This window comes from Pantoea sp. GCM10028869, from assembly GCF_042666835.1.
GTDB lineage: Bacteria > Pseudomonadota > Gammaproteobacteria > Enterobacterales > Enterobacteriaceae > Pantoea > Pantoea leporis.
The window spans coordinates 379055-393698 of sequence record NZ_JBHTGO010000002.1 but is presented as its reverse complement, the minus strand read 5'-3'; the positions used below and the strand labels follow the sequence as shown (position 1 = coordinate 393698).

The window sequence follows — 14644 nt, the reverse complement described above, 5'->3', positions numbered from 1 at the left end:
CGCGGGCACTTCGCCCGCTTTTTTATTTCAGGAGAGCGACGTGATCGATCTACGCAGTGATACCGTAACCCGCCCAAGTGCTGCCATGCTCGATGCCATGATGGCAGCCGAAACCGGCGATGATGTCTACCGCGATGACCCCACCGTATACGCACTGGAAGTCGAAGCCGCACGCTTGAGCGGCAAAGCCGCCGCCCTGTTCTTCCCCACCGGCACGCAAGCTAATCTGGTTGCGCTGCTGTGTCACTGCCAGCGCGGCGATGAATATATCGTGGGTCAGCAGGCGCACAACTACAAATATGAAGCCGGCGGCGCAGCGGTGCTTGGCAGCATTCAGCCACAGCCAATTCTGCATGCGGAAGATGGTTCCCTGCCGCTGGCGGAGGTGGCCGCCGCCATCAAACCCGACGATTTCCACTTCGCCCGCACCCGTCTTCTGAGCCTGGAAAACACCCATCACGGTAAAGTGCTGCCGCTCAGCTATCTGGAGCAAGCGTGGACTCTCACCCGCGAGCATAAGCTGGCGCTGCACATTGATGGCGCACGTATTTTTAACGCCGTGGTGGCACAGAATGTGGAGCTGGAAGCGATTGCGCGTTACTGCGACACCTTAACCATCTGCCTGTCAAAAGGCCTTGGCACGCCGATTGGTTCGCTGCTGTGTGGCGATGAGGCCTACATTGAGCAAGCGCGTCGCTGGCGCAAAATGACCGGCGGCGGCATGCGCCAGTCGGGCATTCTGGCCGCGGCGGGGTTGTATGCGTTGAAGCACAATGTCGCGCGTCTCAAAGAGGATCATGATAATGCGGCATGGTTAGGCGAGCAGCTCAGCGCCATCGGTGTTGAAGTGCTCAATCAGCACACCAACATGCTGTTTGTGAAGGTGCCAACAGAGAAAGTTGACGCGCTGAAAAGCTGGATGCAGTCGGGCGATGTGCTAATCAGCGTTGGGCCCGTAACGCGTATTGTCACGCATCTGGATGTCAGCCGTCAGGATCTGCAACGGCTGGTGGCGCACTGGCAGGCATTCCTGCAGCAGTAAACAAACGGCCGCCATTTATGGCGACCAATGCCGCGTATCACTGCGCCGCACCGTACTTCGCTAATAACGCGCGGGCGATCGCCAGGGTTTCTGCATCGGCGATGCCGCGATAATCACGCGAGCGGAAATGCATTTGAAACGCCGCAATCAGCTTGCGCTGCATTTGCGGCGTGGTCGCCGCCGCCACGTCGTAGCCATAGCGCTGCAGCACATCCAGCAGTTCTGCCTGATCCACGCCTTCATCCGCCGCGCGTCCGTTAAGATAGCGCTGCACCGTTGCCTGCTCGGGCCAAGCGCCTAAACCGTGCTCTGCCAGCTGCTGCCAGGGAAACAGCGGACCGGGATCCTGCTTACGCTGCGGCGCGATATCGCTGTGCCCGACCACATTTTCCGGCGCGATGCCGTAGCGCTGAGTGATATCTTTGACCAGCGCCATCAGCGCGCTGATCTGCTGCAGCGTAAAGGGCTGCCACTGCAAACCCGTTAAGGTTCGACGATAACCACTGTTGACGATTTCAATACCAACCGAAGTGTCATTAATGCGCGTTGCGCCGCGCCAGAAACTCGGGCCTGCGTGCCACGCGAGTTGGCTTTCCGGCACCAATTGCCACACCACGCCCTTGCCGTTTTTCTGCGGCGGATTTTGCGGAATCAGGTAGTGCGCGCTAACTTCCCGATCGGTCAGCGTCGCCAGCGAATTGGAGAAATCCTCAGCGGTGTAATGAATCACCACCACCTTAATACGCGGCCGCGCGCCCTGCGCCGGATGCGCGGTATCAACCCAGTAACCGTGGCGCGCTTCAATCGATGACTGACAAGCGCTAAGTAACAGCGCCACCGCCAGCAGGACAACCACGCGCATTAGCGAATAATCACGGCGGTGCCGGTGACGCTCACCATCAACATGCTGCCCTCTTTGCCGACAGTTTCGTAGTCGATATCGATGCCCACCACCGCGTTGGCGCCGAGCGCTTTCGCCTGCTCTTCCAGCTCTTTAAAGGCGATCTGGCGCGCTTTGCGTAACTCTTTTTCGTAGGCGCCAGAGCGGCCACCGACGATATCGCGGATACCGGCGAAGAAATCGCGGAAAATATTGGCGCCGAGAATCGCTTCACCGGCGACCACGCCGCAATATTCACTGATGCTGTGTCCTTCCAGCGTGGGCGTTGTAGAAAATTTCATGGTGTTCTCCTTTTCTGAATCAGCTCGTAGCGCTTAAAAGCAAGGCTATACTCTATGCTAAAAATGGCGCTTTGCCAGTGAACAATAAGGAAATCGAGATGAGAAACAATGCCTTTGCGCTGCTTATTCCTGCAGCGTTGCTGCTAAGTGCTTGTACCACCGTTGAGCCAGTGATTAAGGATAATGGCCCGCGCACCGCTGCCTGCGTTGACGGGGGTCCGGACAGCGTGGCGCAACAGTTCTACGATTTACGCGTCAGCCAGCCGACGCAAGGTTTGCCAGACAGCAACACGCTGGCGAAATATCGCCCTTACCTGAGCGATCGCCTGTATCAAAAGCTGCTGAGTGCCAGCAGCCAGAATCCGAAACCAGCGGCGTGGACCCGCGGCGATCTCTTTTCCAGCCTGGCGCAAGGCCCAACTTCAGCGGACGTGGCCAGCGCATCCACCATTCCTAACCGCGACGCGCGCAATATTCCGCTGCGGGTTGAGCTGAGCCGCGACAGCAAAACCTGGCAAGATGAAGTGCTGATGATCCACGAAGGCACCTGCTGGGTGGTTGATGATGTGCGTTATGTCGGCCAGGTGCCCCACGCTGGCGGCGGTTCGCTGACGCAGCTGCTGGAAGCGAAAAAGTAACCGTTCACTTTTCCCGCCGTTAATACCATTGTTTAGCGCGCCGCATCCTTGCGGCGCTTTTTGTTGATATTTTGTGAACAAAATAGGGCTCGCCAGCCCTCATCCACCTTGAGTTGCGCGATTTTGTGCTACGCTTTGGAGGTTTCACTGCTCTTTAATAAATATTAACCCACCACAATTGCATAACTATTCTGGTGACGTTAAAATCCGCGACACTAATTACTATTCATTTTTTGCGCATGAGTATTCAACTAAACGCCATAAACTGTTTTTACGGTACCCATCAGGCCCTGTTCGATATCAACCTGGCTTGTCCGCAGGGTGAAACGCTGGTGTTGCTCGGCCCGAGTGGCGCGGGTAAAAGTTCGCTCCTGCGCGTCCTCAACTTGCTGGAGCAACCGCGCTCCGGCAGCCTGCAGATTGCCGGCAACCAGTTTGATTTCACCAAAGCCCCTTCCGACAGCGCGATTCGCGAGCTGCGGCAGAACGTGGGCATGGTATTCCAGCAATACAATCTGTGGCCGCACCTGAGCGTGCTGCAAAACCTGATTGAAGCGCCGTGCCGCGTGCTCGGCCTCAGCAAGGACGCCGCGCGTGCGCGTGCTGAAAAGCTGCTGGACCGTCTGCGCCTGACGCCTTACGCCGATCGCTTCCCGCTGCATCTTTCCGGCGGCCAGCAGCAGCGCGTAGCGATTGCCCGTGCGCTGATGATGGAGCCGCAGGTGCTGCTGTTTGATGAACCGACCGCTGCGCTCGATCCCGAAATCACCGCCCAGATCGTCAGCATTATTCGTGAGCTGGCACAGACCAACATCACACAAGTGATCGTGACGCACGAAGTGGAAGTGGCGCGTAAAACCGCCAGCCGCGTGGTGTATATGGAAAACGGTCACATTGTTGAGCAAGGCGATGCCAGTCACTTTACACAGCCGCAAACCGACGCGTTTGCTAATTATCTTTCGCATTAAGTCAGGATGCTTCTAATGAAAAAAATTGTAATTGCTGCCCTCCTTGCTGGCATGAGCCTGAGCGCTTCAGCGGCACAGACATTGCGTTTTGCTACCGAGGCTTCTTATCCTCCGTTTGAATTCGTCGACTCTGATAACAAAATTCAGGGCTTTGATGTCGATCTGGCTAACGCGCTGTGTAAAGAGATGGATGCGACCTGCACCTTCACTAATCAGGCGTTCGATAGCCTGATCCCCAGCCTGAAGTTCCGTCGTTTTGACGCGGTGATGGCAGGCATGGACATCACGCCAGATCGTGAGAAGCAAGTGCTGTTCTCCAAGCCGTATTACGACAACTCGGCCATCTTCATCGCGCAGAAAGGCAAAATGGCTGACGTGGCCGCGCTGAAAGGCAAACGTGTAGGCGTGCAGAACGGCACCACGCACCAGAAATACCTCTCTGAAAAACACAGCGACATCACCGTTGTGCCTTACGACAGCTACCAGAACGCGGTGCTGGATCTGAAAAATGGTCGTATCGATGCGGTATTCGGTGACACCGCCGTGGTCAACGAGTGGCTGAAGCAAAACGCCAACCTCGCGCCGCTGGGTGAGAAAGTGACGGACAAAGATTACTTCGGTACCGGTTTAGGTATTGCCGTGCGTCAGGGCAACAGCGAGCTGCAGGGCAAGTTCAATGCGGCGCTGGAGAAGATCAAAGCTGACGGCACCTACAAAACCATCTACAGCAAATGGTTCCAGCAGTAATTTCTGATGAATGAAATGATTCCACTCGCAAGCGCCGCCGGTATGACCGTCGGCCTTGCCGTTTGTGCACTGATCGCCGGCCTTGTGCTGGCGATGATTTTTGCTGGCTGGGAATCGCTGCGCTGGAAACCACTGGCGTGGCTCGGTACCGCGCTGGTCACACTGATTCGCGGCCTGCCGGAAATTCTGGTGGTGCTGTTTATCTATTTCGGCGCCTCACAGCTGCTGCTAACGCTCTCCGATGGCTTCCACATCAATCTCGGCCTGTTCGCTATTCCGGTGCAGGTGCAAATTGAAAACTTCGACGTCAGTCCCTTCCTGTGTGGTGTGATTGCGCTGGCGATGCTCTATTCCGCCTATGCATCACAAACCCTGCGCGGCGCGCTGAAAGCGGTGCCGGTGGGTCAATGGGAATCGGGCCAGGCGCTGGGGATGAAGAAGTCGGCGATTTTCCTGCGCCTGATCATGCCGCAGATGTGGCGTCACGCGCTGCCCGGTTTGGGTAACCAATGGCTGGTGCTGCTGAAGGATACTGCGCTGGTATCGCTGATCAGCGTGAATGACCTGATGCTGCAAACCAAAAGTATCGCTACGCGCACGCAAGAGCCGTTTACCTGGTATCTGGTGGCGGCGGCGATCTATCTGATTATCACGCTGTTCAGTCAGTTCGTGCTGCGCCGCATTGAATTGCGCACCACGCGTTTCGAGCGAGGGGCTTAAGCATGCTGGATTACTTACCCGAGCTGCTGAAAGGGCTTCACACCAGCCTGACGCTGACCGTGGCATCGCTGATTGCGGCATTGGTGCTCTCTGTACTTTGCACCATCGTGCTGGCGCTCAAAGTGCCGGTGCTCAATTGGCTAGTGAAAGGCTATATCACGCTGTTCACCGGCACGCCGCTGCTGGTGCAGATCTTCCTGATCTATTACGGTCCCGGCCAGTTCCCCAGCATCCAGAACATTCCGTGGTTGTGGCATCTGCTGTCGCAGCCGTGGCTGTGTGCGCTGCTGGCGCTGTCGCTCAACAGTGCGGCTTATACCACGCAGCTGTTTTACGGTGCGGTGCGCGCCATTCCGTCCGGTCAATGGCAATCCTGCGCGGCGCTCGGCATGAACCGCAATGATACGCTGCGCATTCTGCTGCCGTACGCCTTCAAGCGCGCCTTGTCGTCCTACTCCAACGAAGTGGTGCTGGTATTCAAAAGCACCTCGCTGGCCTACACCATTACGTTGATGGAAGTAATGGGCCACGGACAACTGCTGTATGGCCGCACTTACGATATCTCGGTATACGCTGCCGCTGGCCTGATCTATCTGGTGGTTAACGGCTTGCTGACGCTGATAATGCGTCTGGTCGAGAAGCGTGCGCTGGCATTTGAGCGTCGTAACTGATTTACTCCCTGCGGGCGTATTAAAAAAGCGCCCGCTGTTCATTTAAATTAATAAGCAAAAATATTGCATATAAATTCATTAACTGGCATCGTGTAACCCGTTCCGTCTCTGGCATGGTTTACAGGAGTTACATAATGAAAAAATGGATCGTTGCTGCTGCGCTAGCAACTCTGGCAATGAATGCTTATGCGGCGGAAAAAATCCGCTTCGCCTCTTCCGCCACTTATCCCCCGTTCGAATCCCTTGATCACGACAACCAAATCGTGGGCTTCGATATCGATCTGGCAAAAGCACTGTGTCAGCAGATGAAAGTGGATTGCACCTTCACCAACAACGCCTTCGATAGCCTGATTCCGTCGCTGAAATTCCGTCGCTATGACGCAGTGATTTCCGGCATGGATATCACCGCCGATCGCAGCAAGCAGGTCGATTTCACCCAACCTTACTACGCTAACTCGGCGATTGTGATTGCGCATAAAGGCCAGTTCACCGACTTCAGCCAGCTGAAAGGCAAACGTGTTGGCGTTGAGAACGGCACCACACATCAGAAATACCTGCTGGAGAAACATCCGGAGGTGATTGCGGTGGCGTATGACAGCTATCAGAACGCGATTCTCGACCTGAAAAACGGTCGCCTGAACGGCGTGTTTGGTGATACAGCGGTGGTGAATCAGTGGCTCAAGGCCAATGACGATCTTAGCGCGGTAGGCGAGCACATCACCGATACCGACTTCTTCGGCACCGGTTTAGGTATCGCGGTACGCAAAGGCAATGCGCCGCTGCTGAACGAGCTGAACAGCGCGTTAGTGGCATTGAAGGCCAACGGCACCTGGCAGCAAATCAATCAGAAGTGGTTCCCGGAATAAGCATTATGGGATGGCGGAGCGTGCTGCCTGCCAGGTTCTGCACGTCCTCCGTGCAGGTGAACGTTACGCCGTCCCACCCTTCTTGCTCAGCAAGCACAGCACTTCAAAATGCGCGGTATGCGGGAACATGTCGAACAGCTGCACGCGGCTCACGTCATAATCAGCCAGACGCGCGATATCCTGCGCCATGCTGCTGGGATTGCAGCTGGAATAGAGAAGGTAATCCGGCGCCATCTCACTGAGATAAGCACACAACTCTGCGCCAATACCGCGACGTGGCGGATTCACCAACACCAGCTGCGGCACCGCTTCCCGTGAAGTGGCGAACTGCGTGGAATCCAGCGCGGCAAAACTCACTTTTTCTAATCCCAGCTGCTGCGCCGACTGCTGCGCACAGGTGATGGCTTCAGCATTGATTTCGATGCCGGTCAGCTGCATTTCGGGCGTTGCGCAGTGCAGGCCAAATCCCCCAACGCCACAAAACAGATCCCACATGCTGCTCACCGGCAACTGCGCGACCCAATCGCGCGCGGTGGCATAGAGATCGGCTGCAACCTGTGGATTGGTCTGAAAGAAGCTTTGCGGGCGAATATAGAGCGGAACCTGATTAAAGCGCTCCGCTAGCGCCTGATCCGGCGTCAGCGCAATCTCTTCGTCGCCTTCAAGAATCGCCATATGCACCGGCTGAATATTGGCGGAAATCACCTTCAGCTGCGGCAGTTGCTGTTGCAGCCACGGCAAGGCGTCGCGCAGCTGCTGCAGCTTGCTGGTGGAACGCAGCACAAAACGCAGCATCATGCCGCCCTGCGTACTCTCCGTCAGCAGCAGAAATTTCAGCTCACCGCGTTTACGCGCCACGTTGTAGGGCGTTAAACCGGCGCGGGCGATAAAAGGTTTGAGCTGCGCGAACACCGCACTGAAGCTGTCGGGATAGAGCGGGCAAGCGCAGAGATCGACCGGTTCACCGTCGCGCGCCACCATGCCTAAAATCGGCCGCTCTACGCTCCCGCTGACTACCATTTTGGCCTTATTGCGAAACCCTTGCTGCGCGGATTGCACCGGCGGCAGCCATTCGCCCACCGGCTTTTCAGCCAGCAGTTGTTCCAGCAGCGACTGCTTATCGTTGAGCTGTTGCGGATAGGGTTTTTCCAGCCACTGACACGAACGACAGCGACCGGCATCATAAAGCGCGCAATGCATGCAAATGCCTGTAGTCAGAATCGGGAGAAAAAATGGGGGGCGATTGTATCACCGGCGCCGGAAAAAAGCGCGACTGCTGGCCGGCACAAACAGCAGCCCTAATACCAACACATCCGGGAGCTTTTGCAGCAGCGTGTGATGAATGATCTGCGCATTACTTTCACCGGGAATGCTAAAAATTTCCGGGTAGATCCAGCCCACCGATGCCATCAACATGTAGATCAGCACAATGATTTGCGTCGCGACATAGCCCCAGCGCCCACGATTGTTGCCGCGCATCAGAATAAAGGCGCAGCGCAGTTCAAACAGGAAAATCAGCTGGCTAGCGATAAAGATCAGGGTAGAATCCCAGGCTTGCGCGCTGCGATGCACGAAGTTGGCGAGTTCGTCGTAACCCAGTTCGTTGGCCAGCATCAACACGCTGAGGCAACGCGTAATGATGATAGCGCTGCCCGCCACCATCACGGGCACCGGTGTAGCGTTAATCATTGAACCGTGTTTCAGGGTTTCCGACATGGTGTCGCTCCGTAACCATAATAAAACGGGCCGATAAAATCAGCCCGTTCTTATAGTGACAAATGTTACGGCTTTCAGCCACGTTTTGCTTTCTGAATATCGCGTAAACGCTGCTTTTCTTCGTGCGCCATAAAGCGCCAGGCGATAAAACCAACTAAACCGACGACAAACAGAATCAGCGAGGCTAAAGCGTTGATCTCCGGATTGACGCCACGACGCACGGTGGCGAAAATCGCCATCGGCAAGGTGGTCGCGCCTGGGCCGGTCACGAAGCTGGCAATCACTAAATCGTCCAGCGACAAGGTAAACGCCAGCAGCCAGCCGGTAACGATCGCGGGCGCGATCATCGGTACGGTGATCACAAAGAACACTTTCACCGGCGTTGCGCCGAGATCCATCGCCGCCTCTTCAATTGAGCGATCCAGTTCACGCAGACGCGAATTGATCACCACCGCCACGTAAGCAGTACAGAAGGTCACGTGCGCCAGCCAGATGGTCAGCATGCCGCGATCGCTCGGCCAGCCAAGGGTGTTGCCCATCGCCACAAATAGCAGCAGCAAGGACAAACCGGTGATCACATCAGGCATCACCAGCGGCGCCGTCAGCATAAAGGCGAAGCCGTTGTGTCCACGGAAGCGGCCAAAGCGCACAATCACCACCGCCGCCATGGTGCCGAGCACCACCGCCATGGTGGCTGAGAGCGCGGCGATGGTCAGGCTGAGTCCCACCGCATCCAGCATCGCCTGATCCTGGAACAATACGTTGTACCAGTGGAACGAGAAGCTCTCCCATACCGTGACCAGCGGCGAACTATTGAAGGAATAAACCACCAGCAGCAGCATCGGCGCGTAAAGGAACATAAAGCACAGCAGCAGAATCACAGTGCGCCACGGAGAGCGAATAGTCGGTAACTGGCTCATTCTTTCTCTCCCACTTCACGGTTCTGATGCTTGTGGAACCAGATAATCGGCAATATCAGAATCAACAGGATGATCACCGCCAGCGCGGATGCTACCGGCCAGTCACGGTTGTTAAAGAACTCCTGCCACAAAATACGCCCAATCATGATGCTGTCCGGACCGCCGAGCAGTTCCGGGATCACGTACTCGCCGACCGCCGGAATAAACACCAGCATTGAGCCGGCAATAATCCCGCCTTTGGTCAGCGGCACAATCACGCTGAAAAAGGTCTTCAGCGGACGTGCACCGAGATCCAGCGAGGCTTCCACCAGCGAATAATCTATACGCGTCAGCGCGGTATAAATTGGCAGCACCATAAACGGCAGATAGCAGTAAACGATCCCGATATACACCGCCGTGTTGGTGTAGAGGATCACCAGCGGATGATCGATCACGCCGAGCCACATCAGGAAGCGGTTGAGAATGCCGTTGTTGTTGAGCAGGCCCATCCACGCGTAAACGCGCACCAGGAACGAGGTCCACGATGGCAGGATCACCAGCAGCAGCAAAATAGTGCGCATTGACGGCTTGCTGTGCGCCACCGCCCACGCCAGCGGATATCCGATCATCAGGCAGATAATGGTGGAGATGCCCGCCACTTTCAGCGACGTCAGGTACGCATCGGCATACAGCGGATCGTCGGTCAGCGTGAAGTAATTACCGAGATTGAGTACCAGATTGAGCTGACCATCGGCCCAGGTGACCAAATCGGTGTACGGCGGAATAGCGCGCGCAATATCGGCAAAGCTGATCTTCAGCACGATCAGGAACGGCAGCAGGAACAGCAGGATCAGCCACAGATACGGCATGGCAATCACCAGCTTGCGGCCGTGCTGCATCTTGATGCGCGTCGCCCAGCGCTGCAGCGGCGTGCCCACCACTTCGGGCTCGCTGCGTTGAGAAATCTGGCTCATATCGCCCCCTTAAACCGTCAGAACCACACAGCTGTCGGCGTCCCAGCAGAGACGCACTTCATCGCCCCACGTTGGCGCGCATTTGCGGTAGCGATGGGCGTTTTGCAACTGTGCGCTGATCATCTGGCCGCTGCGCAGGCGCACGTGATAAATCGACAGGTCGCCGAGATAGGCGATATGCACCACCTCACCCACGGCAAAGTTACAGCCATCGGCAGGCACCTCTTCGCACAGCATCACTTTTTCCGGACGCAGCGCCACATGGACCGGCACGTTATCGACGACAGAAACATCGGTCTGCACTTTCAGCGGATGCACCAGGCCCGGCGCATCAATGATCAGCGCGTCTTCACCGCGTTCGCGCAGCAAGCCTTCGAACACGTTCACCGAACCGATGAACTCGGCGCTGTAGCGGCTGGTGGGATGCTCGTAGATCTCTTCCGGCTCACCAATCTGCACGAATTTACCGCGGTTCATGATGGCGATGCGGCCCGCCATGGTCATCGCTTCTTCCTGATCGTGCGTCACCATCACGCAGGTGGCACCGACACGCTCGAGAATATCGACCACTTCGTGCTGCATGCGGTCACGCAGCTTTTTATCCAGTGCGCCCATTGGCTCGTCCAGCAGCAGCAGTTTTGGCCGCTTCGCCAGGCTACGCGCCAGCGCCACACGCTGACGCTGACCGCCAGAGAGCTGATGCGGCTTACGCTTCGCGAACTCCTGCATGTGCACCAGCGACAGCATCTCTTCAACGCGGCTGCTGATTTCGCCTTTCGGCAGTTTGTCCTGCTTCAGGCCAAAGGCGATGTTCTGCTCCACCGTCATGTGCGGGAACAGTGCGTAGGACTGGAACATCATGTTGATCGGGCGCTGATACGGCGGAACATGGGAGAGATCCTGGCCATCCAGCACAATCTGGCCGCTGGTGGGCGGTTCGAATCCCGCCAGCATGCGCAGCAAGGTCGATTTACCACAGCCGGATGCGCCCAGCAGCGCAAAAATCTCACCTTTGTAAATGGTCAGACTGACATCATCCACGGCGTGCTGGCCGTCAAAAGATTTTGTCAGGTTGCGAATTTCCAGCAGCGGCGTCATCGCCTTAGCCGTTTTATTTGGGGGGCGGGGAATCGCGTCGTTCACTAACATTTCTCCGGCGCTAAAATCGCGCGGCACAGCCAGCCGCTAAAAATGGCACAACAGAGGCCATTACTGCGCCTCTGCTGTCGTCTTCAGGCAATAATCGTTCAGAACGAATTACTTACCACTTTTTACTTTAGTCCATGCACGGGTGCGCACACGATCCAGTTTCGGATCCTGGACCTTGAGCACAAACAGTTTGGCCATGGCATCCGGCGTTGGGAAAATGCCCGGATTGTTGCGCACGTCCGCATTGATCAGTGGCAGCGAGGCTTTGTTACCGTTGGCGTAGTTCATGTTGTTGGAAACATCAGCGATGACTTTGGGATCCATCATGTAATTAAGGAATTGGTAGGCGCCTTCCACATTTTTCGCGTCTTTAGGAATCGCGAACATGTCAAAGAATGCCAGAGCGCCCTGCTTTGGCACGATATAGCCGACATGCACGCCGTTGTTGGCTTTGTCCGCACGATCTTTCGCCTGCAGGATATCGCCCGACCAGCCAATCGCCACGCAGATGTTGCCGTTCGCCAGGTCGTTGATGTACTGCGACGAGTGGAAGTAACGGATGTTCGGACGCAGTTTCAGCAGCAAATCAGTGGCTGCGCCAGAGTAATCTTTCGCGTCAGAGCTGTTCGGATCTTTGCCAAGGTAGTTGAGCACAGTAGCGAAAATCTCTTCCGGCGCATCAAGGAAGGAAACCCCACAGCCTTTCAGTTTTTCCAGGTTTTCCGGTTTCAGCACCAGATCCCAGCTATCCAGCGGCACATCTTTGCCCAGTGCGGCTTTCACTTTATCGACGTTATAGCCGATGCCGGTGGTGCCCCACAGATAAGGAATCGCAAATTTGTTACCCGGATCGTGCTGCTCCAGTTTCTTCATCAGATCGGGATCAAGGTTTTTGTAGTTCGGCAGCTTGCTCTTATCCAGCTCCTGGAATACGCCGGATTGCAGCTGACGCGCGAGGAAGCTGGAAGACGGCACCACCACGTCATAACCGGTGCTACCGGCCATCAGTTTACCTTCCAACACTTCGTTGGAATCAAAGACGTCATACACCACTTTATCGCCGGTCTGCTTTTCGAAGTTCGGCACGGTATCCGCCGCGATATAATCGGACCAGTTATACACATGTACCGTACTGCCTTCGGCCTGCACACCGCCGGCCGCAGCCATCAATGCACCAGCAACCACACCTGACAACCATTTTTGACGTTGGTTGAACATGTTTTACTTCCTCCTGAGCGGGTCATCACAACGCTGCATACACGGCGATCCGGACGTTGCGTTTTCTGTTAAATCACAGGCACACAATGAATCAATATTCAGCGGGAGTTTAATAGCAAAAACCTATACCTGCGCTGAGGTTGCACGTCTCAAGCAGCCCCGCAAGAATAGCCCCCCCGCACCACCTTCACCAGATCCCAGCTTAAAAAACGCCTTTTTGCGATGAGTTATGCATGTTTCTGCTATGGGGTTTGGCACTAGTGGCATAAAGCACGACTAATATCTGGCAATAAAGGGCAAAGTGCAGAATAAAAAGTGGTGGGGCAAAAATGAAAACTGCCGCAAAAAGCGGCAGTTAGCGAGGCGGGGAACTCAGTGCAGCATCGCGTGGCTGCTGGAGCTCGGCTGTCGCTCCTCTTCTTCTTCAACCACCAGCAGGTGATTAGCAAAGGCTTCCATGATCACCATGGAAACGCCCTCTTCACTCTGCTTCATAAAGTGGGAGAACTGCCCGAAGGTTAATCCGGCGCTGGTACTGATCGACTGGCAGACAATCAGCTTCGGCAGATTGTCGTCCTGAATATCAACAAAGGCTTTAATCGTTAGCGAACTGGCATTGATCTGCGAGAGATCGCCCACCAGCGGAATCAGCGCCGTCGGTTTTACTTCTGCCAGCGCGGAGAAGAGGATAACGTTATCCACCAGGTCAATTTTTGCATCAAACACCCCGTCAAAATTCTGCATGTGCGGCAGGTGCAGTGCCTGACAGGCATCGCATTCGAACCAGGTGATATTTTGTTGATCCAGCCAGCGACGCAGCACGTCAATGTCCGGAACGACCAGTGAATCCATCGTAATATCCTGTGGGGTGAAGAAATAAGCGCCTTAGCTTACGGAAAAACCGATCTGGATGCCACGAAAACCGCTGAAAAGCGCCGGTTAGCCGCCGGTTTTAGGACGATAGCCGGGGCAAGCGTGCTGCTCAATCCACGTGATCATCATGGTGGCGATATCTAAACCGGTAATGCCCTCAATCCCTTCCAGTCCCGGTGAGGCGTTTACCTCCATAACCAGCGGACCACGCTGGGCGCGCAGGATATCCACACCGGCCACTTCCAGCCCCAGCGTACTGGCAGCTTTCACCGCGATTTCGCGCTCCTGTTCAGTGATCTCCACCGCACGCGCTTTGCCGCCGCGATGCAGATTGGAACGAAAATCGCCCTCTTTCGCCTCGCGCTCAATCGCTGCCACCACTTCATTGCCAATCACCAGGCAGCGAATATCGCGTCCTTGCGCTTCCTTGATGAACTCCTGCACCAGAATATGGGCATTGAGGCCACGAAAAGCGTCAATCACGCTCTCCGCTGCCTGCCGCGTTTCCGCCAGCACCACACCGATGCCCTGTGTGCCCTCCACCAGTTTCACCACCAGCGGCGCACCGCCCACCATGGCAATCAAATCGTCAGTATCATCCGGCGAAGAAGCAAAACCGGTGATCGGCATATCAATGCCCTCACGCGCCAGCAGCTGCAGCGAACGCAGTTTGTCGCGCGCGCGGGTAATCGCCACCGATTCATTGAGGGGGTAGCTGCCGCGCACCTCAAACTGGCGCAGCACCGCAGTGCCATAAAAAGTGGTAGCGGTGCCAATGCGCGGGATCACCGCATCAAAATGCCCCAGCGCCTCGCCGCGGTAGTGCACTGCGGGCGAATCGGAATTGATGTTCATGTAGCAGGAGAGCGGATCGATCATCTGCACTTGATGGCCACGCTCCTCCGCGGCGTCGCGCAGACGCTTACACGAATAGATCGATCCATCGCGAGTGAGAATGGCCATTTTCATTACAGAGTTCCT

General features: G+C 55.9%; 17 protein-coding genes. 7 read left to right on the top strand and 10 right to left on the bottom strand.

The window, feature by feature from the left end; genetic code table 11:
- Window positions 1-40 precede the first annotated feature (40 nt).
- Window positions 41-1042 (top strand): low-specificity L-threonine aldolase, encoded by a 1002-nt coding sequence (gene ltaE / locus ACFQW4_RS06065; RefSeq protein WP_192234433.1) that lies wholly within the window; start codon window positions 41-43, stop codon window positions 1040-1042.
- 37 nt (window positions 1043-1079) lie between these two features.
- On the opposite strand, the gene ACFQW4_RS06060 is transcribed toward ltaE, so the two are convergent.
- Together ACFQW4_RS06060 and ACFQW4_RS06055 are read right to left on the bottom strand one after the other, a co-directional pair.
- The gene (locus ACFQW4_RS06060) at window positions 1080-1904 is read right to left on the bottom strand and encodes an N-acetylmuramoyl-L-alanine amidase (RefSeq protein WP_377724360.1); all 825 of its coding nucleotides are present in this window, start codon (window positions 1902-1904) and stop codon (window positions 1080-1082) included.
- Window positions 1904-2224, bottom strand: a complete 321-nt coding sequence (locus ACFQW4_RS06055; protein WP_007887640.1) for a heavy metal-binding domain-containing protein — start codon at window positions 2222-2224, stop codon at window positions 1904-1906. Before ACFQW4_RS06055 ends, ACFQW4_RS06060 begins: the two co-directional genes overlap by 1 nt.
- Window positions 2225-2322: 98 nt before the next feature.
- On the opposite strand from ACFQW4_RS06055, the gene ACFQW4_RS06050 reads away from it, so the two are divergent.
- The 6 genes from ACFQW4_RS06050 (at window position 2323) to artJ (ACFQW4_RS06025) (ending at window position 6834) form a co-directional block, all read left to right on the top strand.
- Window positions 2323-2862 carry a lipoprotein gene (locus ACFQW4_RS06050; RefSeq protein ID WP_101760977.1) on the top strand — a complete coding sequence of 180 codons (540 nt, stop codon included), beginning with the start codon at window positions 2323-2325 and terminating at the stop codon, window positions 2860-2862.
- Between the two features lie 239 nt (window positions 2863-3101).
- A complete protein-coding gene (artP, locus tag ACFQW4_RS06045; RefSeq protein WP_101760978.1) occupies window positions 3102-3830 on the top strand; it encodes an arginine ABC transporter ATP-binding protein ArtP in 729 nt (242 codons plus the stop codon).
- A gap of 15 nt (window positions 3831-3845) precedes the next feature.
- Window positions 3846-4577: an arginine ABC transporter substrate-binding protein gene (artJ, locus tag ACFQW4_RS06040; RefSeq protein WP_377724357.1), complete on the top strand. Its 732-nt coding sequence runs from the start codon at window positions 3846-3848 to the stop codon at window positions 4575-4577.
- 6 nt (window positions 4578-4583) lie between these two features.
- Window positions 4584-5297, top strand: a complete 714-nt coding sequence (gene artQ / locus ACFQW4_RS06035) for an arginine ABC transporter permease ArtQ (RefSeq protein WP_110865829.1) — start codon at window positions 4584-4586, stop codon at window positions 5295-5297.
- 2 nt (window positions 5298-5299) lie between these two features.
- Window positions 5300-5968, top strand: a complete 669-nt coding sequence (gene artM, locus ACFQW4_RS06030) for an arginine ABC transporter permease ArtM (protein ID WP_377724355.1) — start codon at window positions 5300-5302, stop codon at window positions 5966-5968.
- Window positions 5969-6102: 134 nt separating this feature from the next.
- On the top strand, window positions 6103-6834 hold the full coding sequence (gene artJ / locus ACFQW4_RS06025; protein WP_377724353.1) for an arginine ABC transporter substrate-binding protein: 732 nt from the start codon (window positions 6103-6105) through the stop codon (window positions 6832-6834).
- A gap of 63 nt (window positions 6835-6897) precedes the next feature.
- On the opposite strand, the gene rlmC is transcribed toward artJ (ACFQW4_RS06025), so the two are convergent.
- The 8 genes from rlmC to rimK all read right to left on the bottom strand — a co-directional run bounded on the left by rlmC (window position 6898) and on the right by rimK (window position 14632).
- A complete protein-coding gene (gene rlmC / locus ACFQW4_RS06020) occupies window positions 6898-8034 on the bottom strand; it encodes a 23S rRNA (uracil(747)-C(5))-methyltransferase RlmC (protein ID WP_377724351.1) in 1137 nt (378 codons plus the stop codon).
- A 48-nt stretch (window positions 8035-8082) separates the two neighbouring features.
- Window positions 8083-8550, bottom strand: a complete 468-nt coding sequence (locus tag ACFQW4_RS06015) for a YbjO family protein (protein WP_101760982.1) — start codon at window positions 8548-8550, stop codon at window positions 8083-8085.
- Window positions 8551-8624: 74 nt separating this feature from the next.
- Window positions 8625-9470, bottom strand: a complete 846-nt coding sequence (gene potI / locus ACFQW4_RS06010) for a putrescine ABC transporter permease PotI (protein ID WP_101760983.1) — start codon at window positions 9468-9470, stop codon at window positions 8625-8627.
- Window positions 9467-10423: a putrescine ABC transporter permease PotH gene (gene potH / locus ACFQW4_RS06005; RefSeq protein WP_101760984.1), complete on the bottom strand. Its 957-nt coding sequence runs from the start codon at window positions 10421-10423 to the stop codon at window positions 9467-9469. The genes potI and potH overlap by 4 nt, the downstream gene beginning before the upstream one ends.
- Before the next feature lie 9 nt (window positions 10424-10432).
- A complete protein-coding gene (potG, locus tag ACFQW4_RS06000) occupies window positions 10433-11566 on the bottom strand; it encodes a putrescine ABC transporter ATP-binding subunit PotG (RefSeq protein ID WP_377724692.1) in 1134 nt (377 codons plus the stop codon).
- A 114-nt stretch (window positions 11567-11680) separates the two neighbouring features.
- A complete protein-coding gene (gene potF, locus ACFQW4_RS05995) occupies window positions 11681-12790 on the bottom strand; it encodes a spermidine/putrescine ABC transporter substrate-binding protein PotF (protein WP_101760986.1) in 1110 nt (369 codons plus the stop codon).
- A gap of 372 nt (window positions 12791-13162) precedes the next feature.
- A complete protein-coding gene (locus ACFQW4_RS05990) occupies window positions 13163-13642 on the bottom strand; it encodes a YbjN domain-containing protein (RefSeq protein WP_008102469.1) in 480 nt (159 codons plus the stop codon).
- A gap of 87 nt (window positions 13643-13729) precedes the next feature.
- Window positions 13730-14632, bottom strand: coding sequence for a 30S ribosomal protein S6--L-glutamate ligase (rimK, locus tag ACFQW4_RS05985; protein WP_137385472.1), 903 nt, complete (start codon window positions 14630-14632; stop codon window positions 13730-13732).
- Window positions 14633-14644 lie beyond the last annotated feature (12 nt).